17 protein-coding genes and 2 pseudogenes are annotated in these 20,396 nt (G+C 72.0%); 10 read left to right on the top strand and 9 right to left on the bottom strand.

The genetic code is table 11. The features are described from left to right. Nucleotides 1-61: 61 nt before the first annotated feature. The 4 genes from ACO0M4_RS16355 to ACO0M4_RS16340 form a co-directional block, all read right to left on the bottom strand. Nucleotides 62-1,198, bottom strand: coding sequence for an agmatine deiminase family protein (locus tag ACO0M4_RS16355; protein WP_430370954.1), 1,137 nt, complete (start codon nt 1,196-1,198; stop codon nt 62-64). A gap of 158 nt (nt 1,199-1,356) precedes the next feature. Then, nucleotides 1,357-2,451: an agmatine deiminase family protein gene (locus ACO0M4_RS16350; protein WP_430370953.1), complete on the bottom strand. Its 1,095-nt coding sequence runs from the start codon at nt 2,449-2,451 to the stop codon at nt 1,357-1,359. A 299-nt stretch (nt 2,452-2,750) separates the two neighbouring features. After that, complete coding sequence (locus ACO0M4_RS16345; RefSeq protein ID WP_430370952.1) at nt 2,751-3,335, bottom strand: TetR/AcrR family transcriptional regulator; 585 nt, start codon at nt 3,333-3,335, stop codon at nt 2,751-2,753. Nucleotides 3,336-3,399: 64 nt separating this feature from the next. After that, nucleotides 3,400-3,957, bottom strand: coding sequence for a TetR/AcrR family transcriptional regulator (locus ACO0M4_RS16340; protein ID WP_390013898.1), 558 nt, complete (start codon nt 3,955-3,957; stop codon nt 3,400-3,402). 177 nt (nt 3,958-4,134) lie between these two features. Here ACO0M4_RS16340 and ACO0M4_RS16335 point away from each other — a divergent pair, with 177 nt between their 5' ends. From ACO0M4_RS16335 to ACO0M4_RS16315, 5 genes and pseudogenes are all read left to right on the top strand, one after another. Further along, the gene (locus tag ACO0M4_RS16335; RefSeq protein ID WP_430370951.1) at nt 4,135-5,679 is read left to right on the top strand and encodes a protein kinase domain-containing protein; all 1,545 of its coding nucleotides are present in this window, start codon (nt 4,135-4,137) and stop codon (nt 5,677-5,679) included. 145 nt (nt 5,680-5,824) lie between these two features. Then, nucleotides 5,825-6,475 (top strand): annotated as a pseudogene (locus tag ACO0M4_RS16330) (ABC transporter ATP-binding protein); the annotation flags it as partial. A gap of 432 nt (nt 6,476-6,907) precedes the next feature. Continuing rightward, nucleotides 6,908-7,771, top strand: coding sequence for an isocitrate lyase/PEP mutase family protein (locus ACO0M4_RS16325; protein WP_430370949.1), 864 nt, complete (start codon nt 6,908-6,910; stop codon nt 7,769-7,771). A gap of 118 nt (nt 7,772-7,889) precedes the next feature. Next, nucleotides 7,890-8,969, top strand: a complete 1,080-nt coding sequence (locus ACO0M4_RS16320) for a bile acid:sodium symporter family protein (protein ID WP_430370948.1) — start codon at nt 7,890-7,892, stop codon at nt 8,967-8,969. A gap of 197 nt (nt 8,970-9,166) precedes the next feature. After that, nucleotides 9,167-11,167, top strand: a complete 2,001-nt coding sequence (locus ACO0M4_RS16315; RefSeq protein WP_430370947.1) for a bifunctional serine/threonine-protein kinase/transporter substrate-binding domain-containing protein — start codon at nt 9,167-9,169, stop codon at nt 11,165-11,167. Nucleotides 11,168-11,229: 62 nt separating this feature from the next. On the opposite strand, the gene ACO0M4_RS16310 is transcribed toward ACO0M4_RS16315, so the two are convergent. The 3 genes and pseudogenes from ACO0M4_RS16310 to ACO0M4_RS16300 all read right to left on the bottom strand — a co-directional run bounded on the left by ACO0M4_RS16310 (nt 11,230) and on the right by ACO0M4_RS16300 (nt 13,036). Next, on the bottom strand, nt 11,230-11,973 hold the full coding sequence (locus ACO0M4_RS16310; RefSeq protein WP_430371404.1) for an SDR family NAD(P)-dependent oxidoreductase: 744 nt from the start codon (nt 11,971-11,973) through the stop codon (nt 11,230-11,232). Nucleotides 11,974-12,171: 198 nt separating this feature from the next. Then, nucleotides 12,172-12,384, bottom strand: a pseudogene (locus tag ACO0M4_RS16305) (BTAD domain-containing putative transcriptional regulator); the annotation flags it as partial. A gap of 94 nt (nt 12,385-12,478) precedes the next feature. Further along, the gene (locus ACO0M4_RS16300; RefSeq protein WP_430370945.1) at nt 12,479-13,036 is read right to left on the bottom strand and encodes a GlcG/HbpS family heme-binding protein; all 558 of its coding nucleotides are present in this window, start codon (nt 13,034-13,036) and stop codon (nt 12,479-12,481) included. Between the two features lie 327 nt (nt 13,037-13,363). On the opposite strand from ACO0M4_RS16300, the gene ACO0M4_RS16295 reads away from it, so the two are divergent. Both ACO0M4_RS16295 and ACO0M4_RS16290 read left to right on the top strand, forming a co-directional pair. Then, nucleotides 13,364-13,738 (top strand): sensor histidine kinase, encoded by a 375-nt coding sequence (locus tag ACO0M4_RS16295; protein ID WP_430370943.1) that lies wholly within the window; start codon nt 13,364-13,366, stop codon nt 13,736-13,738. Nucleotides 13,739-13,743: 5 nt separating this feature from the next. Beyond that, entirely contained in the window at nt 13,744-14,415 is a 672-nt protein-coding gene (locus tag ACO0M4_RS16290) for a response regulator (RefSeq protein WP_430370941.1), read from the top strand. A gap of 59 nt (nt 14,416-14,474) precedes the next feature. On the opposite strand, the gene ACO0M4_RS16285 is transcribed toward ACO0M4_RS16290, so the two are convergent. After that, nucleotides 14,475-15,602 (bottom strand): DUF6183 family protein, encoded by a 1,128-nt coding sequence (locus tag ACO0M4_RS16285; RefSeq protein WP_430370940.1) that lies wholly within the window; start codon nt 15,600-15,602, stop codon nt 14,475-14,477. A gap of 178 nt (nt 15,603-15,780) precedes the next feature. On the opposite strand from ACO0M4_RS16285, the gene ACO0M4_RS16280 reads away from it, so the two are divergent. After that, nucleotides 15,781-17,280, top strand: a complete 1,500-nt coding sequence (locus ACO0M4_RS16280) for a carboxylesterase/lipase family protein (protein WP_430370938.1) — start codon at nt 15,781-15,783, stop codon at nt 17,278-17,280. A 134-nt stretch (nt 17,281-17,414) separates the two neighbouring features. Next, on the top strand, nt 17,415-17,855 hold the full coding sequence (locus tag ACO0M4_RS16275) for a tautomerase family protein (RefSeq protein WP_430370937.1): 441 nt from the start codon (nt 17,415-17,417) through the stop codon (nt 17,853-17,855). Nucleotides 17,856-17,902: 47 nt separating this feature from the next. Here ACO0M4_RS16275 and argF read toward each other — a convergent pair whose 3' ends face one another. Continuing rightward, nucleotides 17,903-18,895 carry an ornithine carbamoyltransferase gene (gene argF / locus ACO0M4_RS16270; protein ID WP_430370935.1) on the bottom strand — a complete coding sequence of 331 codons (993 nt, stop codon included), beginning with the start codon at nt 18,893-18,895 and terminating at the stop codon, nt 17,903-17,905. Between the two features lie 513 nt (nt 18,896-19,408). Here argF and ACO0M4_RS16265 point away from each other — a divergent pair. Next, nucleotides 19,409-20,242 (top strand): oxidoreductase, encoded by an 834-nt coding sequence (locus tag ACO0M4_RS16265; protein WP_430370933.1) that lies wholly within the window; start codon nt 19,409-19,411, stop codon nt 20,240-20,242. Nucleotides 20,243-20,396: the final 154 nt, after the last annotated feature.

The following is a 20,396-nucleotide window of genomic DNA, read 5'->3' as shown; positions in this document are numbered from 1 at the left end:
CTTGCTGGAGGCGTGCGGTCGGGGAGCGGGCACGGCCCGTAACGCTGTGCCCTCGCGGGTGCTACTTGGCCGGCTTGCCTGGTTGGTCGTGGGTCGAGCAGTGGATGCCGCCGCCGCCCGAGGCGATGGTGTCAATCTTCACCTGCACGATGTCGCGCTGCGGGAACTGGTCCTGCAAGATGCCCTTCGCGCGATCGTCGGCCTTGGCGTCGCCGAAGCGGGGGATGAACACCGCACCGTTGGCCACGTAGAAGTTCGCGTAGGTGGAGACGAAGGCGTCACCCCGGCCGGTGATCTTGTCCAGGTCGGGCTGGGGCAGGTCGACGACCTCCAGGGACTTGCCGCGAGCGTCGGTGGCGTCCTTGAGCACTGACCGGGCCTGGTCGGCCGCGCGGGACCAGACGTCCGGGGGGCTGTCGGGGAAGGCGCGGTCCACCAGGACGACACCCGGCGCGGTGAACCGGGCGATGCTGTCGACGTGCGCGTCGGTGATGTCCTTGCCGCGCACCCCGGCCAGCCAGATCACCTTCTCGATGCCCAGACTGCTCTTGATTTCGGCCTCGATCTGGTCGCGGCTCTTCCCCGGGTTGCGGTTCTCGTTGACCACCGAGCTCTCGGTGATCAACAAGGTGCCCTCCCCGTCCGTCTCGAAGGAGCCGCCCTCGGCGACCAGCGGGGCCTTGGCGCGCGGGATGTCGTACTTCTCCAGCAGGAGGCGGCCGACCTGGGCGTCGTTGCGGTGCGTCTGCTTGTTGCCCCAGCCGCTGAAGTTGAGGTCGACGCCCAGGATGCCCCCGGATTCCGCGACGAACAGGGGGACGGTGTCGCGCGCCCACAGGTCGTCCACCCCCAGCGGGATCACCTCGACCTGGGAGCCGCAGGCCCGTTGGGCCGCGTCCTGCTGCTCCGAGCGGGCCATCAGGACCACGGGTTCGTACTCCGCGACGGCACGGGCCACCCGCGCGATGTCGTCCCGTACGGACGGCAGTTGAGCACCCCAGACCGACTCCAGGGCCGGCCAGGACATGAAGGTGCGGGTGTGGCTCTCCCACTCGGCACCGAACCGGTGCCCCGTCTTCGTCCCGGAGGGCGACGAGGGGGCGGGTGCGGCCGGGGTGTCGCGCGGACCGCAGGCCGCGGCTCCGAGGGCGAGGGCACCGATGCCGGCAAAGGAGCGCAGGACGTTGCGGCGGGACATGGCGGGATGGGACACAGAGAACTCCGGAATTCAGCTGGCGAGCCTGATTTCAGGAGAGGGTGAGCATCCTGAAATTCGAGCCCTGAGGGCAAAGAACATCCGACGACTATGACGTGTTCGGGAGGGCGCGTATCGGTGCGGCGTGTGGGTGACGGGGATTACGGGACGGGTTCGTGCATGGTGGAGCAGTGGATTCCACCACCGCCGCCCATGAGGCGGTCGACGTCCAGCTGGACGACCTCGCGCCCGGAAAACGCCTCGGCCAGGATCCGGCGCGCCGCGGCGTCCTTCCGGTGGTCACCGAATTGCGCCGTGATGACCGCGCCGTTGACGAGATGGAAGTTGAGGTACGAATCCACGAACGCCGAGCTCCGCGAGCGCACGGTGTCCGGTCCGTCCACGCGGATCACCTGGAGGCGCCGCCCCTTGGCATCGGTCGCGGCCGACAGAACGGCGTACTGCTCCCGCGCGTCCCGAGCCCAGACGTCGTTCCGGTCGTCCGGGGGAACCTGCACCATGACCACGCCGGGAGCGACGAAGCGGGAGGTGACGTCGATGTGGTTGTCGGTGATGTCCCGGCCGCGGACGCCGGGAACCCAGATCATCTTTTCGGCACCGTATGCGGCCAGGACTTCTTCTTCGATCTTGTCCCGGCTCATGCCGCGATTGCGGTTCTTGTTCACCAGGCTGCTCTCGGTGGCCAGCACCGTGCCGTCGCCGTCGGTCTCGATCGATCCGCCTTCTCCGACGAAATTCGCCTCGCTGAGGGGAATTCCGTTGAATTCGGCAACGCACCAGGCGACTTCGGCGTCATCGCGGTGCGTCTGCTTTCCGCCCCACCCGTTGAAGTGAAGGCTGATGGCGTCGAGATTCCCCTGGCCGTCACGCCGGAATACGGCGCAGGTGTCGCGCATCCAGAGATCGTCCGTGGGGATGGAGTCGATGACGGTGACCCCCGGGCCGCAGGCGGCCCGGGCGGCCGCCGCGGCGGTTTCGTCCGGCGCGCACATGAGGACGGGTTCATAGGCTGCGACCGTGCGGGCGATGAGGGCGATGTCCTGCTGAACACCTGCCAGTTGGCGGCCCCAGATGGACCTCCGTGACGGCCAGGACATCCAGGTCCGGGTGTGCGGAACGTCGTCGGCGGGCACCCGCCACCGGAGACCTCCCGCGTCGTCGGGGGAAGGTCCGCGCGCCGGGCGCGGGCCGAGGAAGGCATCGAGCAGCCACCTGCCCGCGGAGAGGTCGTTCATGGGGGGGCTCCACATCGGATCCGTTGCTTCGGGCGGCCGTCGGCCGTCGGGGCCTGGGTTGCCTAGGGGCGGGACTTCCCCTCGCCGTCGCCCGGCGGCGTTCACACCGACGACGTGTGCGGCGGGATCGGGGGCGGTCACGCCGCCCGCACCCCTCCATGCAGTCGAGGCGGGGCGCAGTGCGTGAGCCCGACGTGAGCCAGAGGCACGGCGCCGCCTTGTCTCACACTGTGGCACTGACTGGATTTTCAGTCAACCCGGGGCCGCGCGTGTCCCCGTGTATGCGCGCCGCCCCGGACTCAGCCCTGCGAGACGCCGACCAGCTCACGCTCCAGCGCGGCGGCCACATGCGCCCTGGCTTCGGCAGTGGTGAGCAGGCTGGCCAACCAGCGCCCGCTCAACCCTTCCACCAGGGAGGTCAGCCGGACCGCGGCGGCCCGCGAGTCGACCGATTCGGGGATGTTCCCCTCGTCCTGCCCGTCCGCGATCAGCTCGGCGATGTCGACGAGCCAGCGCTCGGTCAGTGACGCGAGGGTCGGCCGCAGTCCTTCGTCGAAGGTCGCGGCCGCACGCACCTCGCCCCACACGGCGGAGTTCTCCCGTACGGCGGTGTCGTCCTGGAACTCCGCCGCCAGGAGGCCGAGCAGCAGATCGCGGACGGGGACGTGGTCATCGCCCGTGCTGCCCACGTAGCCCTCGGCCCGGTCGTTGACGTACTCCAGGGCACTGGTGACCAGGCCCGCGCGATCGCGGAAGTGGTAGTAGATCAGCGTCTTGGACACGCCCGCGTCGGCGGCGACGTCTTCCACCCGCAACCCCCGGACCCCCCGCAGGGCTATCACTCGGCAGGTCGCTTCCAGCAGTTTGGCTCGTCGGGTAGTCACGTTCGCACAGTAACCACTCGGGTGTACTGGGGTTTCCGGGTAAGGCAACGCCGGGCGCCGGGCCCTACCGGCGCTCCAGTCGCGCCAGCTCCGCGTCGATGGCGTCCCGCATCAGTGCACGGGCGTGCTCCAGCGGCAGGATGCCGCTGAGCCAGCGCATGCTGAGCCCTTCCACCAGTGCCGTCAGCCGCTCGGCGGCGATGGCCAGACTTGCGGCGGTCGCCATGGGGCGCACCCGGCCGAGCAGATCGGCGATTTCCTGGACCCAGACCAGCGTGGCCCTGGCCAGGTCCTCCCGCAGGTGGGGCTCGAAGATGGCGCTGGCGCGCAGCTCTCCCCATGCGGTGCTGTTCTCCCGGACGGCCTCGTCGTCCTGGAGCTCCAACAGCAGGGTCTGTTCCAGCTCTTGCCGGGGATCGAGGGGGGCGGCGTCCGGGCCGCGCTCCGTGGTGTAGCTCCCGGCGCGGTCGTTGATGAACTCCAGGGTCCGGCGCAGGATGCCGGCCCGGTCCTTGAAGTGGTAGTAGATGAGCGCGGTGGAGACCCCGGCCTCGGCGGCCAGCTCCTCGACCCGCAGCCCGCGGACCCCGCGCCGGGCGATGACCCGCGCAGCCGCCTCCATGATCGCTGTTCTACGGTCGCTCACGATTGCCCAGCTTAACCAGCCCTTTCGCGCCTGCTTCCTGCGGGGCGAATGAATTGACTGAAAATTCAGTTAGAGTCGGGGCGCGGAGCCGTGCCAGCTGCCCCGCCTTTCTGCCGGCCCGCGCTTGCCGCCTCCATCCGAAAGAGCCACCGCATGACCACCGAGCCTCCCGGCGCGTCGCCCTCCTTCGCGGTTCTGACCGCTGACGATCCGGCGGAGATCGGCGGGTACCGACTGCACGCCCGGCTCGGCTCGGGCGGCATGGGGCATGTCTATCTGGCGTACACGCCGGGCGGCCGGCCGGTGGCCCTCAAGACGGTACGGCCGGAGCTCGCCGGGGACCCCGAGTTCCGTCACCGGTTCGGGCAGGAGGTGGCCAACGCCCGGCGTATCCACGGCCTGTACACCGCCCAGGTCATCGACGCCGGCGTCGACGCGGTGACGCCGTGGTTGGCGACGGCCTACGTGCCCGCCCCCTCGCTGCACGAGGTGGCGCGTCGGCACGGTCCGCTGCCGGTGGAGACCGTGCTCCTGCTGATGGCCGGCGTCGCGGAGGCCCTCCAGTCGATCCACGGCGCCGGCGTGGTCCACCGCGACCTCAAGCCGGCCAACGTACTGGTCACCGCCGACGGCCCCAGGGTGATCGACTTCGGCATCGCGCGTGCCGCCGACGCGGTCGCGCTCACCAGCGCCGGCCTGCGGATCGGCACGCCCGCGTTCATGGCGCCAGAGCAGGCCCTGGGGCAGCCCGCCACATCGGCCACCGATGTCTTCGCGCTCGGTGCGCTGGCGGTGTACGCCGCCGGCGGCACACCCCCCTTCGGCGACTGTCCCGAATCCGTGGCCCTGTACCGGGCGGTCCACGAACAGCCCGACCTCACCCGCGTACCGGCCGAACTGCACGCCCTGTTGGGGCAATGCCTGGCGAAGGACCCCGCTGAACGGCCCACCACCAGCGCCGTGATCGAGGCCGTGCGCCGCCACCCTTCCGTGGGCGCGAGGGTGCGGTTCACCGACGGCTGGCTGCCGACCGCCGTCCGTACGGAGCTCTCCCGCCACGGCGACCTGCCCGAGCCGCCCGCATCGCCGCACGCGCAGCCCACCGTCACCGCCACACCCGTGCCCCTCCCGCGGGCCGAGGTGCCCGGCCCCGCCTCGCCGCCGGCCCCGACCCGGCGCGCCGGAAGACCCGTTCGCTGGATCGTGTTGACGGCGATCGCCGCGCTGCTGCTGGGCGGCGGCGCGGTCTACTACCTCGACTACCCCCCGGAAGATCCGGCACCGCCCTCCGGGACCGAGCAGTCGCAGGACGCACCCGGAGACGAATACCGGCCCGGGTATGCGGGCGTGGAGCTGACCTCGCCGGATCTGAGTTACGAGTTCGACCTGCAGAACGGCAAGGTCGTTCCGGAGTCCAGCGTCGACTGGTACCTGTCGCGCACGGCCACCGCATTCACGATCCCCGACGACAGCGACGCCTTCGTCGCTTCCGGCGACAGCCTGACTCCCGATGGCTGTCTCAAGGGGCTCGACAGCAGCCCGGTCACCTCGCTGAAGTTCAGCGAGCTCGAAGAACAGCACCCCTTCTGCATCCGGAGCGCGAACGGCCGGGACATCATGATCGTGCGACTGGTCGAAGCCGTTCCCGGCGGCGGTGCGGTGACCGTCTCCCTCAGCCACTACGGCAAGGACGCCTGATCCTTCCGGGCGCTCCCCGTCACGGCTCCGGCAGCTGATCGGCACTCGCCGCCAGCGTTCGCAGGAGACATGCCCGATGTATTGGCTGAATTTGGCGGCGTGCTGAGCGCCGACGACGTGGTGTTCAGCCTGGGCCGGCAGATGAATCGTCGTGGGCCTGGAACGCGCGGACGCCGGCCGGGTCGTGGTGCGCGGCCGGGCGCGCGGAGGCCGGGCCCGCGGACGGGCCGCCCGGCTGGCGCGCGCCCGGGACGTGCAGATGGTCTTCCAGGACCCCTACCTCTCCCTCGACCCGAGAGTCAGCGTCGACGCGGCGCTGCGGGAGACCCTGCGGCTCCACTTTCCCCGGGCCGACCCGTCCCACCGTCTGGCCGAGCTCCTCGATCAGGTCGGCCTGGGCACCCGCGCCGCGGGCGCACCGCCCCGCCAGCTCTCGGGCGGCCAGCGGCAGCGGGTCGCCATCGCCCGGGCCCTGGCGGTGGAACCGGCCGTCCTCGTGCTGGACGAGGCCGTCGCCGCACTCGACGTCTCGGTGCAGGCACAGATCCTCAACCTGCTCGCCGACATCCGCGAGCAGACCGGCATCAGCTACCTGTTCATCACCCACGACCTCGGGGTGGTGCGCTGCGTCACGGACGACGTCGCCGTCATGTGTCGAGGACGGATCGTCGAATCCGGCAGCACCGCCGACGTCCTCGGCGCGCCCCAACACCCCTACACCCAGCTGCTGCTGGACTCCGTCCCCCGTCCGGGATGGGATCCCCAGGCCATCGCCACGGCCCGGCGGAGCCGGTAATTCCTCTGCCGTGGTGGGTCTTCTCAGGCTTCCCATCAAGCCAGTTCGTGCGCGGTGGATGTCCGTCGTCGTACACCGGCTGTGCCTGGACGAGGCGTTGGTGGGTCGTGTGCGGAGTGGCTGCGCCGCCCTCGACGTGCCCGCCGCACGGGCCCGCACCCGCCGTCCGTGAACGGCTCAAAAGCGACGCCCACCAGCAGTCATTGCCAATTCGTGGTTGTCACATGACCAATCCTTTTCCTAACCTACTGACGCGGAGGGCGACAACCGCACTCCGCACGGGTCAGCACACGCATGACAAAACCGGGGGCACGCCACTCAAGCGTGCCCCCGATTTGCTTGGCCCGTGACGCGTCGCACCGACCACCAGCTCTGGCGGGCAACCGGTCGGCCGCGACGCGCAGTCCACGCGACCACGCATCGGAGGGTACCGTGAACCACCCCGACCGATTAAGAGCCGCGATAGAGGCGGCCGGCACCACCCCGCTGATCGGCGTCTTCGACATGTTCTCCGCGTCCCTGGCGGCGCGCCACTACGACGGGATGTTCGTCTCCGGCTTCGGCTTCGCGGCGTCCCACTACGGCTTACCGGACATCGGGTTCATCGCCTGGCCCGACATCGTCGCCTTCGTGCAGCGGCTCCGGCTGGCCTTCCCCCGGCAGCACCTGCTCGTGGACATCGACGACGGCTACGTCGACCCGGAGACCGCGTGCCACGTCGTCCAGCAGTTGGAGTCCATCGGTGCCTCCGGCGTCATCCTGGAGGACCAGCAACGTCCCCGGCGCTGCGGCCACGTCGACGGCAAACAGGTCCTACCGCTGGAGGAGTACCTCGCCAAACTCGACCTGGTCCTCCGGTCGCGCCGGGACCTGCTAGTCGTCGCCCGCACCGACGCCACCGAGGAAGAGGAGATCCTGCGCCGCGCCAAGGCACTGGCCGCGACCGACGCCGACGTGATCCTGGTGGACGGCGTGCGCAGCGTCGACTGGATCCACAAGGTGCGCCACGTCATCGACGACAAGCCACTGCTGTTCAACCAGATCGCGGGCGGCAAGTCACCCCGACTCTCGCTGACCGAGCTGCACCAACTCGGCGTCGACGTCGCCATCTACAGCACCCCCTGCCTCTTCGCCGCCCAGACCGCCATCGACCGGGCGCTGGGCGACCTGAAGCGGGCTGACGGCCGTCTGCCGGAGCACACCCCCGACGCCGTGGGCGTCACCGAGTGCCTGGCACTGCTGGAGCAGAACATCAGCCGCCACCACGACCGCATCCCGGTCGACGCCGCGCGCTGACGCCCGGCTTCCGCATCTGCGCAGGGGCCGCGCCGCCATCCCCGCCGGCGGCGGCCGCACGGCGCGGCCCCTGCTCTCCCCCGCACGTCTCCCCCGCCCCCGCCCTCCGGAGGAATCCGTGCCGCACCACTCCCCCGGCGCCGCGCGCCGGGTGCTGCGCCGCGTCGACTGGTACATCGTCGCGCTGTTCGGCGTCATCGGCCTGGCCGCACTCGCCCCGGCTAACGGGGCCGCCGCCGACGGCGTCTCGTTCACCGCCCGCCTGGCGGTCGGACTGCTCTTCTTCCTCTACGGTGCCCGACTCTCGCCGCAGGCCGCCCTCGACGGCGTACGGCACTGGCGACTGCACCTCCCCGTCCTCGCCCTCACGTTCGTCGCCTTCCCGGTGGCGGGCCTGGCGGTCGGGCTGCTGCCGCCCGGCCTGCTCAGCCCCGAACTGGCCGCCGGTGTCCTCTTCCTGACCGTGCTGCCCTCCACCGTCCAGTCCGCCATCGCCTTCACCTCCATGGCGCGCGGCAACGTGGCCGCGGCCATCTGCGCGGCGTCGTTCTCCACCGTCCTCGGCGTGGTGCTCACCCCGCTGCTGGCGGTCACCTTGCTGCGGCGGACCGGTGCCGGGCCCGGCGACGTCCCCATCACCCCGTCCCAACTCACCGACATCGCGGTCCAACTCCTGTTGCCCTTCCTGGCCGGACAGGCGTTGCGGCGTTGGATCGCCGACTGGTTGGGCCGGCACCGGGCCCTGACCACCCTCTGCGACCGCGGTTCGATCCTGCTCGTGGTCTACTCGGCGTTCAGCCACGGTATGACCGCCGGGATCTGGCACCGCATCCCGCCCTTCCGGCTGCTGCTCCTGGCCGGGGTCTGCGCACTGCTGTTGGCCCTCGCCCTGTCCGCCGCCCACGGCACCGCCCGCCTGATCGGACTGTCGCGCGCCGACCGGATCACGGCCGTCTTCTGCGGTTCCAACAAGAGCCTGGCCAGCGGGTTGCCGATGGCCACCGTGCTGTTCCCACCGGATCGGATCGGGATCACGGTCCTGCCCCTGATGCTCTACCACACCCTCCAACTCGTGCTCTGCGCCTACCTCGCCCGGCGCCGGCCCGCCCCGTCGACCGCACCGCCCACCGAGCCCCCATCCCCAACCCCGGCCCCCACCGGGCAGCATGAGCCTGGCATCCCCGGCACGACGAGGTAGGCCCGGCCCCGCACAGACGCAGCCCAGGCACAGACACAGCCTCATCCTCAGGCACAGGCGCAGACACGGACCCGACCCCGGCCCCGTCACACGTAGCCATCAGGGCTGTTGCACGCCCCATACCCGGCCTGCGCCAACGCGCGGATGCGCGTACGGAATACTGCGGTACTCAACTGCAGGCACGGGTGGGGGTACGGGTGGAACCGCTGGCGAAGAACGATCCACGGCAGATCGGACCGTTCCGGGTGATCGGGCTGCTCGGAGGCGGCGGCATGGGGCGGGTCTACCTCGGTCGCGCGAGCGACGGGCGGACGGTGGCGGTGAAGACCGCGCGCTCCGAACTCGCCGACGACCGCGGCTTCCGCACCCGCTTCGCCCGTGAGGTGGCCGCGGCCCAGCGGGTGGGCGGACCGTTCGTGGCGCCGGTGGTCGAGGCCGCGCCGCACGACGACGTGCCGTGGATGGCGACCGAGTACGTGCCGGGCGTCCCGCTGAGCGCCGCCGTGCACGACCACGGGCCGCTGCCCGCGCGGACGGTGCGGCTGCTGACGGCCGGATTGCTGCACGCGCTGACGGCGGTGCATGCGCATGGCCTGGTGCACCGCGACCTCAAGCCGTCCAACATCCTGCTCACCGCCACCGGCCCGCGCGTCATCGACTTCGGCATCGCGCACTCCGCCGCGGACACCGCTCTGACGATGACCGGCACCGCCCTCGGCACCCCGGGGTTCATGGCCCCCGAACAACTCTCGATGACGGGCGCCCGGATCACGGGGGCGGCGGACATCTTCGCGCTCGGCGGAGTGATCGTCTTCGCGGTGACCGGCGACGGCCCGTACGGGAACGCCGAGCCGCAGATCCTGATGTACCGCACCGTGCACGAGGAGCCGCAGTTCGGCGAACTCCCGGACGGCCTCTCGGAGTTGGCCGGGTCATGTCTGGCGAAGGATCCGATGCGGCGGCCCACGCTGCCCGCCCTCGTGGCGCGGATGGGCGCCCCCGGCCCGTACCACGACTGGCTGCCGGAGCCCCTCGCCCTGCAGCTACGCCGACTGTCCACACAGCTCGGCGACCCCAGGTCCGGGGAGGCTGTGCCGCACCCCCCGGTCGAGGGACCCGCCAACGTCGCCTTCGATGGACTGCAGACCCGCACGATGGCGGCCAGCCCGGCGCCCCCGCTGCCCACCGCTCCGCCCCAGGGCCCGTACCGCTCCGACCTCGCCACTGCGCCACCGCCCCCACCCGGGCAGCCCGCGTCCCCGGGCCCGAGTCGACGCGGGGTGCTCGCCGCCCTGTCCGCCGTCGGGGTCGTGGCCGGCGGCGGGGCGCTCGCCTGGACGCTGTGGCCGGACGGTGCGAACGGCCACAGCGGCGGCACGGGCGCCGGCGTCGGGCCCAGCAGCAGCACGAAGCCGTCCACCCTGTTGCCGCAGGCGATACGCGACAAGGGCATCGTCACCATCGGCTCGGACCTCGCCTACGCGCCGATGGAGTTCCTCAAGGCGGGCGCGCCCGCCGGTCTCGACGTCGACCTCGCCGACGCCCTCGGCCGTGCGCTCGGGGTGCGCTGCGAGTTCCAGAACGCCACCTTCGACGCTCTCCTCGCCGGACTGAACGCGAACCGCTTCGACCTGGCGATGTCGGCGCTGACCGACACCAAGAACCGGCAGGACGGGCGCGCGGGCGCTGGGAAGACCGTCGGCGGCGTCGACCTGATCGACTACTTCAGGTCCGGGCTGACGCTCGTCGTCCGCAAGGGCAACCCGGAGGGTGTCAAGAGACCCGAGGACCTGTCCGGCAAGCCGGTCGCCGTCCAGCGCGGCACGTTGGCCCAGAGCTATCTGGACGAGCTGAACCGGAAGGTCCCCGCGCAGGTCAAGGTCCACACCTTCGACTCACCGGCCGAGGTCTACGACGACGTCGCCCAGAACCGGTCCGTGGCCTGCCTAGACGACTTCCCGGTCGCGGCCTATACCGTGGCGACCGGTTCAGGCGGCGGCGCCCTCGCGCTCATCGGCGTACAGATCGACCCGCAGCCCCTTGGCATTGCGGTCGCCAAGACCAACCCGGCCCTGCGCGACGCCATGCGGCAGGCCCTCGACCACGTCATCAAGACCGGCGAGTACGCGAAGATCCTCAAGAAGTGGTCCGTCGAGGGCGGCGCGGTGGAGCGTGCGGTCGTCAACGGGGGCCGGTAGGACGACGCGGGGGCGGGCGTCGGCGGCGCCCGGCCCGGGTCAGCGGCAGCAGCCCGACGGATTCACCGCAGGTATGACGCCCCGTTGACGTCGAGCACGGCGCCCGAGGACCAGCCCGCCTCCGGTGAGGCGAGGTACATAACGGCGGCGGCGATCTCCTCGGGCGCAGCGACCCGTCCGAACGGGCTCTGCTGCTGCACGGTCTCGGTGATCCGGTCGGTGACCCGTTCGGTGGCGACGAAGCCGGGGGCGACGGAGGCGACCGCGATGCCGTGGGGGGCGAGGGAGACGGCGAGTGACTGGCCCAGTGCGTGCACGGCGGCCTTCGTCGCCCCGTAGGCGGGATGGTCGGGCTCGCCCTTGAAGGCGCCGCGGGAACCGATGTTGACGATCCGGCCCTTGGTCCCGTGGTCGATCATGTTGCGGGCCGCGCAGTAGGTGACGTGGGCCGTGCCCAGCAGGTTCACGTCGACGACGCGCCGCCAGGCGTCCTGCCAGTCCTCGAAGGAGGTGCGGTCCAGTGGGTGCTCGACGTTCGCCGCCGCGTTGTTGACCAGCACGTCGAGCGGGCCGAGCGCGTCGACGGCCGCGGCGACCACCGCGGCCGCACCGTCCGGGGTGCTGATGTCTCCCTGCACCAGGACGTGGCCGCTGCCCTCCAGGGCGTGCAGGGCGTCCTCGGCGGCCTCCCGGCGGGAGGCGTAGTGCAGGGCGACCCGGTCGCCGTCGGCGGCGAAGGCCGTGGCGATCGCGCGGCCGATGCCGCGCGCGGCTCCCGTCACCAGTACGGTCCGGTTCCCCTTCATCGGGCGTCCTCCAGCGGTCGGGCGTCGCGACGGCCGCGACGACCTTGCTCGACACCCTTGCACGCCACGCCACGGGACGGAAGCCCGGGGCGGCTTCCGCTGGCGGGTCCGTGGGTCCGTGGGTCCGTGGGTCCGCGAGCGGAAGCCGCCCCGGTTGTCGAGCGGGCCGGTGACGACCGACTCCGCGTACGCGCGGGCCAGTTGCTCGACTGCCGCCGGCCGTGACTCCTCCAGCGCGTGCGCGGCCGCCTGGAGCGGTGGGCCGGTGAAGGCGCCGGTGAGCGCCGGGCCCTGCCAGAGCGACAGCGCCGCGTTGAGCATCCGCACGGCGCCGGCGGGGTCGCGCTGCTCCCACGCCAGCGTCAGCAGTTCCTCGAACCGCTGGGAGTCCAGGAGGGTTTCCGGTGGCACCCGAAGTCGGGGCACTGAGGAGGAAAGCCCAGGATATCGGGGGTGCCGTGGAGGCTGCGTCGACACCGTCGGCCCGCCGGTCGGCGGGTTCGGGTCAGCCGTTCAGCGCGGCGACGCCGGCCTGGGCGAACTGCTCGTCCAGGTCACCGCTGGGCGCGCCCGCGACACCGATGCCCGCGATCGGGGCGCCCTTGGCCTGGACGGGGGCGCCGCCGGCGAGGAACAGCGTGCCCGGAATGTCCTTCAGGGTGGGTGCCTGCTCCAGGCGCTTGACCAGGGCCGAGGTGGGCGCGTTCCAGGACACCGAGGTGAACGCCTTCTCCTCCGCCGCCTTGTACGACTGCGGGCCGGCACCGTCGCCGCGCAGCGTGACGACGGTGTTGCCGTTGCGGTCGACCACGGACACCGACACGTGCTGGTTGGCCTTCTCCGCTGCGGACAGCGCGGCCTGGGCCGCCTTGGCCGCCGCGGCGATGGTCAGGTGGTCGGTGGCGACGACGTTCTGGGACTGCGCCTGGGCTGCGGTGGCCGCACCACTGCGGCTGGCGTCGTCCGGGGCCGCGACGGCGACCGCGCCGACGGCGGTCACCCCGACGGCGGCCAGCACGGCCGCGCCGGCGATGACCCGGGTACGGGTGGACGGCATCTGCATGGGATGTGCTCCTCTTCGTCGACCGGGGGCCGGGTGGCCCCGTGGTCCGCAGCGGTTGCGGTGTTTCCATCCTTGGCGGCCCCGGGCGGGCAGCGGTCCTCGGAGCGGATGGCGTCGCGGAGCATGATGGATGACGTCGGTGTCAACCGATCGGTTGACGGGCGTGGGCCGGAAACCAGGCTACGAATCAAGGATGGACGTGAAGCACGTGAGCGGTGGCCGGACCCGGGCGGCGGACGGCCTACCGCGGACGGACCCCGCCGCGAGACCGCCGCCGGCACGGCCACCGCGGGGGCCGCGACGGAGTCGCCGGGCGGGGGCCCGGCCGTGCACTTCCGGATCGACGGCGATCCCGTTCCCCTGCCACCGGCCGTCGAGGCGGGTCTGCTCCGGGTGGCCCAGGGCGCCGTCGCCAACGTCCGCGAACACGCGCACGCCAGCGATGCCGTCCTGACCCTCAGCTACCTCGGCGAGGACGTGGTCCTCGACATCGCCGACAACGGCTGCGGCTTCACCCCGGGCCAGGAGAACGCACCGGGGGCGGCGCCGCATCGCGGCCACGGGCTGCGCGCCATGGAGGTCCGGTTGCGGCAGCTGGACGGCACACTGACCATCGAGTCCCATCCCGGGGAGGGGACGGTCGTCTCCGCGGCGGTTCCGCTCCGGGCGAGCGGCCCGGGCATCGACCCGGACGAGGAGTGACCCGCATGTCCCGTACCCCCCACTCCCCCGACGTCCCCGGCGGCGCGCCCGGCCGGCGGGTGCGCCTGCTGCTGTGCGACGACCACGCCGTGGTCCGGGCCGGTCTGCGCGCCCTGCTCTCCGCCGACCCGGGCATCGAGGTCGTCGGCGAGGCGGCCACCGGCGAGGAAGCCCTGGCCGTCGCCGCCCGGCAGCGGCCCGACGTGGTGCTCATGGACCTCAGCCTCGGCGCCGGCATCGACGGGGTCGAAGCCACCCGCCGTATCGTCGCCGAGGTACCCGGCACCCGTGTCCTGGTCCTCACCACGTACGACACCGATGCCGACGTCACCCGTGCCGTCCAGGTCGGCGCGACCGGCTACCTCCTCAAGGCCGAACGGCCCGAGGAGTTGTTCGCCGCGATCGCCGCCGCCGCGGAGGGGCGGGCCGTGCTCTCCGCCCTGGCGGCGAACCGCGTGATGGAACGCGTACGGAAGCCCCATGCCGCCCTCACCGAGCGCCAGTTGGACATCCTCGGCCAGCTCGCCCGCGGACTCGGCAACCGCGAGATCGCCCGCGCCCTGTTCATCAGCGAGGCCACCGTCAAGACCCACCTGGTCCGCATCTACGCCAAGCTCGGCGTCGAGACCCGTGCGGGCGCGGTCGCGGCGGCCAAGGAGCAGCGGCTGATTCCCTGAACCGGCACGGTCGGTCGCCCCGCCCTCGGGAGGCGCGCCGCGCGACCCCGCCGCGGGCGTCAGTCGGTGTCGGTCGCGGTGAGCACCGCGAGTCGGCGTCGGTCCGGGGAGAGGCAGGCGACGCCGTAGTCGTAGATCTCGTTGTGGAACCACTCGGCGTCGGCCAGGAATTGGAACCACGTGCCGTGCAGGGCACGTCGTTCGACGTCTGCCGCGCTGCTGCCCCGTGGCGCTCCCGTCAGACCGCGCAAGGACCGCCATGCCGCGAGCCGACCGTAGGCGCCGTGCGCGCCGTCGCTGTACATGCCGCCCATCGACGCGGTGGCGAAGAGCAGGCTCCAGATGGCGTCGAGGGGCCGCTGCGCGATCTCGAAGCGGTCGGTGGGGCCGAGCCCGTCGAGGCAGGCCATGGGGAGGGTGGGGAGCAGGGCGGGCACGTCCTCGGGTGCGGTGGGCTCGTCGAGGATGAAGACCCATGCGTCGGCGTCGCCCCAACCACCGGCCGTCACGGCGGAGACGACGTCCTGGTGCACCTCCGCGGTGGCGCTGTCCTGGAGTGCGGAGCGCACGGTCGTACGGGGCGTCGGCGGGTCCGTGCGTCCCTCGGTGGGCAATCCGGTGTCCGTTCCTTTGGCGCCGCCGCGGACAGAGCGGCTCGGGAAGTCGGCATCGGACTCGAACGGGCGGCGGTCCACCGGCAGCCAGCTCAACGCGTGCCAGGCGGGCCGCACGAGGGGCCAGTACCGCAGGGGCGGGAAGTCGTCGATGTCCACACCGCGGAGCACCAGTTCGTGGAACAGGCAGGAGCGCAGTTCCTCGGACCGGCCGTGTCCGCGCCGGTCGAAGACCTCCGCGGCGAGGTCGGCGACCCGCTGGCCCTCGGCCAGGAGCGAGGCGACGGCGGGTATCCGGAGGCCGGCGTGCGCGGTGGAGGTGCGCTGTTCGTCGAGGAGGTGGAGCAGCTGCACAACATTGTCCCGGCCGGGGCTGAGCGCGAGGGTACGGACGACGTGGGCCAGGCTGCGCTCGTACGCCCGGACGCGCTCCACCGCGTCGGCGTGCCGATCGGTCAGCAGCGACCCCAGCTCCCGCAGGTATCCGGCATCGTCCGGGGACGCGGTCCGCGCCGTCTTTTCCCAGACGAGGCTTCCGAGTTCGTCGTCGGCAAGGTCCTGTGCGTGGTTCACAGGGGGTCACCCTATGCGTGCCCAAAAGCCTTGAGGACGTCGCTCATCGCCGTCCGCCGTCTCGCCCGCCCCGGTCCGCGACGCCTGCCCGGCGAACAACCCGTCTTCTTTTTCATACAGTTGACATAATACAGCTGACCGATAACGCTGGAGGCCCACGCAGGAAGGGACATGACACATGCCTGAACAACCAAGGGTCCGCACCGCGGAGGGGGTGGTGCTGGGACGCCGGCGACAACGGAACGCGGAGTTCCGCGGCCTCCCCTACGCACCACCACCCGTGGGAACGCTCCGCTTCGCCGCACCCGCCCGCCCTCCGCGCTGGACCGGGGTCCGCCAGGCGACGACGTTCGGGCCGGTGGCACCGCAGTCCGGGCCGGCCCCGACCGGCGCGTCGGCGGACACCAATTGGCTGACGCTCAACGTCTGCACGCCGGATCCGGGTGCGGCGGGCCTCCCGGTACTGGTGTGGATCCACGGCGGCGCCTACATCGCGGGGGCCGCCAGTGACCCGATGTACGATCCGGCGGCGCTCGCCGAGGCGGGCCTCGTCGTGGTCAGCATCAACTACCGGGTGGGCGCGGAGGGTTTCGCGCTCATCGACGGCGCCCCGGCCAACCGCGGGTTCCTGGACCAGATCGCGGCGTTGCACTGGGTGCGGCGGAACATCGCCGCCTTCGGCGGCGACCCCGACCACGTCACCGTCGCCGGACAGTCCGCCGGAGCCGGCTCGATCGCCGCGCTGCTGACGATGAAACCGGTGCGCGGCCTGTTCCGACGCGCCATCACCCACTCGGTACCGGGCAACTTCTGCACCCGCGCCCTGGCGGAACAGGTCACCCGCGCGCTCGCGGACCGGCTCGGCACGACGCCCACCGCCGCGGCCCTCGCCGACGTCCCGCCCGCCCGCCTGGCCGAGGCGGTCACCGCCCTCGGCGCCGAGTCCCCCGGCCACCGCGAGCGGTGGGGACGGCTCGCCCAGACGGGTGTCGCCGTGTGCCCGGTCGTGGACGGCCAGGTCCTCTCCGCGACACCCTGGTCCGCACTGGCCGACGGCAGCGCCGACGGGATCGAACTGCTCGTCGGCCATACCCGCCAGGAATTCCGGCTGTTCAGCGTCCTGAGCGGGCGGCTGGGCCGGTTCACCGAGCAGGACTCCCGAACCGCCCTGGACCTGTTCGCTCCGGCTCCGGGCGGCGCGGCGGCCTACCGCGCCGCCCACGCCCAGGCCACCGCCGAGGAATTGCTGGAAACGGTGTACTCCGACGCCCTGTTCCGGATGCCGTCACTGCACCTGGCCGAGGCGAACGCCGCAGCCGGCGGCACCTCGTTCCTGTTCGAGCTGGCACTGACCTCCCCGGGGCTCGGTGGGGCCCTGGGCGCCTGCCACAGCCTCGATGTCCCGTTGGCGTTCGGCACGCTGGACAGCCCCACCGGCAGCCAACTCTTCGGCGATCCGCCCGCCCCGGAGGCCGTCGCGGTGTCGCGGGAACTCCAGCGGGCATGGGTCCGTTTCGCCACCACCGGGGATCCCGGATGGGCCGCCCACCGCCCCGACCAGCGGCTCACCCGCGTCCTGGACGTCACATCGGCGACCGTGCCCTACCCGGAGCGGTCCTCCCGCCTCATCTGGGACGGCCGGCCCCCGACCCCCTTCACGCTCACGCCGGAGCACTGAGGCCACCAACACCTCACGACTGTACCTACTAGTATGTACGTTCATGGCCGAGGCATCCGCCAGTCGCCCGACACACCGATGCCACTCGACCCCGTACCCCGACCCCGACCCCGACCCCGCGAGGAGACCCCGACATGCCCTTCGTTCGCATCGATGCACTGCGGGCCGACGGCGCGCGGCTCGACGCGCTCAGCCGAGCCGTGCACGACGCCCTGATCGAGACGATCGGCATCCCGCCGGAGGACCGGTTCCAGGTCCTGGTCGGCCACGACGGCGTCAACAGCACGCTGCGCTACGGCAATTACCTCGGCGTGCAGCGCGACGACGACATCGTGTACGTCGCGATCACCCTGCGCGCCGGACGCACACCCGAGCAGAAGCAGGCGCTCTACCGGCGGATCGCCGAACTCGCCCGGGAGTACGCGGGGACCGAGCCACGGAACGTGTTCGTCCTCCTGACCGAGAACGACTCGATCGACTGGTCGCTCGGCAACGGGGTGGCCCAGTACGCCGCACTCTCCGGCACGCCCGGCTCCGAGGCGTCCGATTCCGACGCGTCCGAGGCGGCACGCTGAGGGCTTGACGCGCGTCGTGGCGCGTTCCCCTGCTGCGGGCCCGAAGGTCAGGCGATCCGCTGGCGGTTGGTGGTGATGAGGGTGTGGAGCACCGCCTGGGCCGTGGGGAGGCGGTTGGCCGCTTGGTTCCAGACCAGGGACCGGGGGCCATCGAGCACGTCCGAGGTGATCTCCTCGCCGCGGACGGCGGGGAGGCAGTGCAGGGCCACCGCCTCGCGCGGAGCGTGGGCCAGCAGGGCGTCGTCCACCCGGTAGGAGGCCAGGCGCTCGGCGCGTTCATCGCGTTCGTGCGGCTTGTCCATGGGCACCCACACCTCGGCGTAGACGGCCTGTGCGGTGCGGACGGCGTCGACGGGCTCGGTGGTGAGCGCGACCGAACCACCGGTCTGGGCTATCACTTCACGGGCCTCGCCGAGGATGTCCGGATCCGTCGGGTACCCGGGCGGACTGGCGATGGTGAGGTGCATCCCGGTCGCCGCACAGGCCGCGAGGAACGAGTTGCAGGTGTTGCTCGTGCCGTCGCCGAGGAAGGCCGCGGTCAGGCCGGCCAGGCTGCCGAAGTGCTCCCGCAGCGCGAGGAGGTCGGCCAGGGACTGGCACGGGTGGTGGGTGTTGGACAGGGCGTTGACGACCGGGATCGTCGCGGCTTCGGCCATCTGCTCGACCGTGGCGTGGTCGAAGGTGCGCACCGTGACGGCGTCGAGGTAGGACGACAGGACGCGGGCGGTGTCGGCGACGGTCTCGCCGTGGCCGAGCTGCATCTCGTCCCGGTTCAGGACGATGGCCGTCATGCCCAGCCGGTGCGCGGCGGTGGCCAGCGAGACGCGGGTGCGGGTGGACGGCTTCTCGAAGAGGCAGCCGATGGCGCCGCCGCGCAGGTCACGCTCCCAGCCCAGCGGTTCCTGTTTCATCGCTGCCGCCAGGTCCAGTAGCTCGACCAGGGTCTCCGGGGCCAGGTCACTGACCCGGAGCAGATAGTCGGGGATCTTGCCGGTCACCGCGGGACGGCCGTCGTCGGACGCGGATATCGGGTGGGGCATCGGGGTCTCCGGGTTCGTTCGCACGGTCGGGACACTGCGCCACCAGTGTGAACGGCGGCGGCAGGCGGGGCACCCCGGCTTCTCCCGGGCGGGTGAACCGCTGTGGCACGGCCTTGGCCGCGGCCCGACGATGGGGCGCAGGAGATCGACGAGGTTCCGGCGGCAGGGGCGACCCGGGCCCGGACGTGTGCCCGGCTCTGCTGCGGGACCTCTTCGCGTCCACCCGGTCGGCTCTTGAGGAGGCCGGGGGGTGGTGCGCAACGGCAGCGGGCCGCGTTCGCGCGCCGGGGCGATGCCCGGGACGCCGTCGACGAACTGATCCGGCACACCGCACCGGCGCACGCCCTGCACGCGGCCCACTGAGCTCCTGCCCCCCAGCCAACGCGTCCCACCCCGCCACGACCGCCTTCGCGGTGATAACCATCGGCTATCACCACAGCTCTTGGACGGGTAACGGGCGGGCGCGGCAGGCTTGTTCCGCAAGAGCCCAGGCGCGAGCGAGGGAGCACAGGGATGAGCAGGGTATGGCTGGTGACCGGGGCAAGCAGCGGTTTCGGGCGGGCGATCGTGGAGGCCGCGGTCGCCGCAGGTGACCTCGTGGTGGCTGCGGCCCGGCGCACCGCGGCACTGGACGATCTCGTCACGGCGCACCCGGGGCAGGTGGAGGCGCAGCCCCTGGACGTCACCGATGTCGCCGCCGTCGGGACCGCGGTGCGGGAGATCGTCGAGCGGCACGGCCGGATCGACGTGCTGGTCAACAACGCCGGCCGGGGCATCGTCGGGGCGGTCGAGGAGACCACCGACCAGGAGTTGCGCGAGGTGATGGACCTGCACCTGTTCGGACCGGCTGCGCTGACCCGGGCGGTGCTGCCGCACATGCGCCGCCGCCGGTCGGGGGCGATCGTGCAGATGACCAGCATGGGTGGCCGGTTCGCGTTCGCCGGTGTCTCCGCCTACTGCGCGTCGAAATTCGCCTTGGAGGGGCTGCCAGAGGCCCTCGCGGCCGAAGTGGCGCCGCTGGGGATCAAGGTGCTGATCGTCGAACCGGGTGCGTTCCGCACCGGGTTCGCGGGCGCCGGCGCCCTCCAGCTTTCCGCGGCCCTGCCTGCTTACGAGGAGACGGTCGGCCCGGTCCGGGCGTCGCTCTCGGAGAGTGACGGCAAGCAGCCCGGCGATCCGGCCCGGGCCGCCGCCGCCCTCCTCACCGCCCTCGACGCCGAACACCCCCCGCTGCGCCTGCCGCTGGGCAACGACGCCGCCGATGCGCTCTCCGCCCATCTCGACGACTCCCGTGCGGAGTTGGCGACGTGGGAGAAGCTGATCCGGTCCACGGACTTCGACGCGTAGCGGTGCGGTGCGGTGCAGTGCGGTGCAGTGCGGTGCAGTGCAGTGCGGTCGGCCTGTACGGGGAGCGCTGCGGCGCACTGCCCGACGCCCGACGCCCGGCGGCTGCCGCGCGCTGAGGAGCGCGCCGTAGCCGCCGGGCGGGCGGGTGGGCGGG

It is taken from the genome of Streptomyces sp. RGM 3693, assembly GCF_050471125.1.
Taxonomy (GTDB): Bacteria; Actinomycetota; Actinomycetes; order Streptomycetales; family Streptomycetaceae; genus Streptomyces.
Note: the sequence above shows the minus strand (reverse complement) of the source record. Positions and strands in the feature narration are given on the sequence as shown.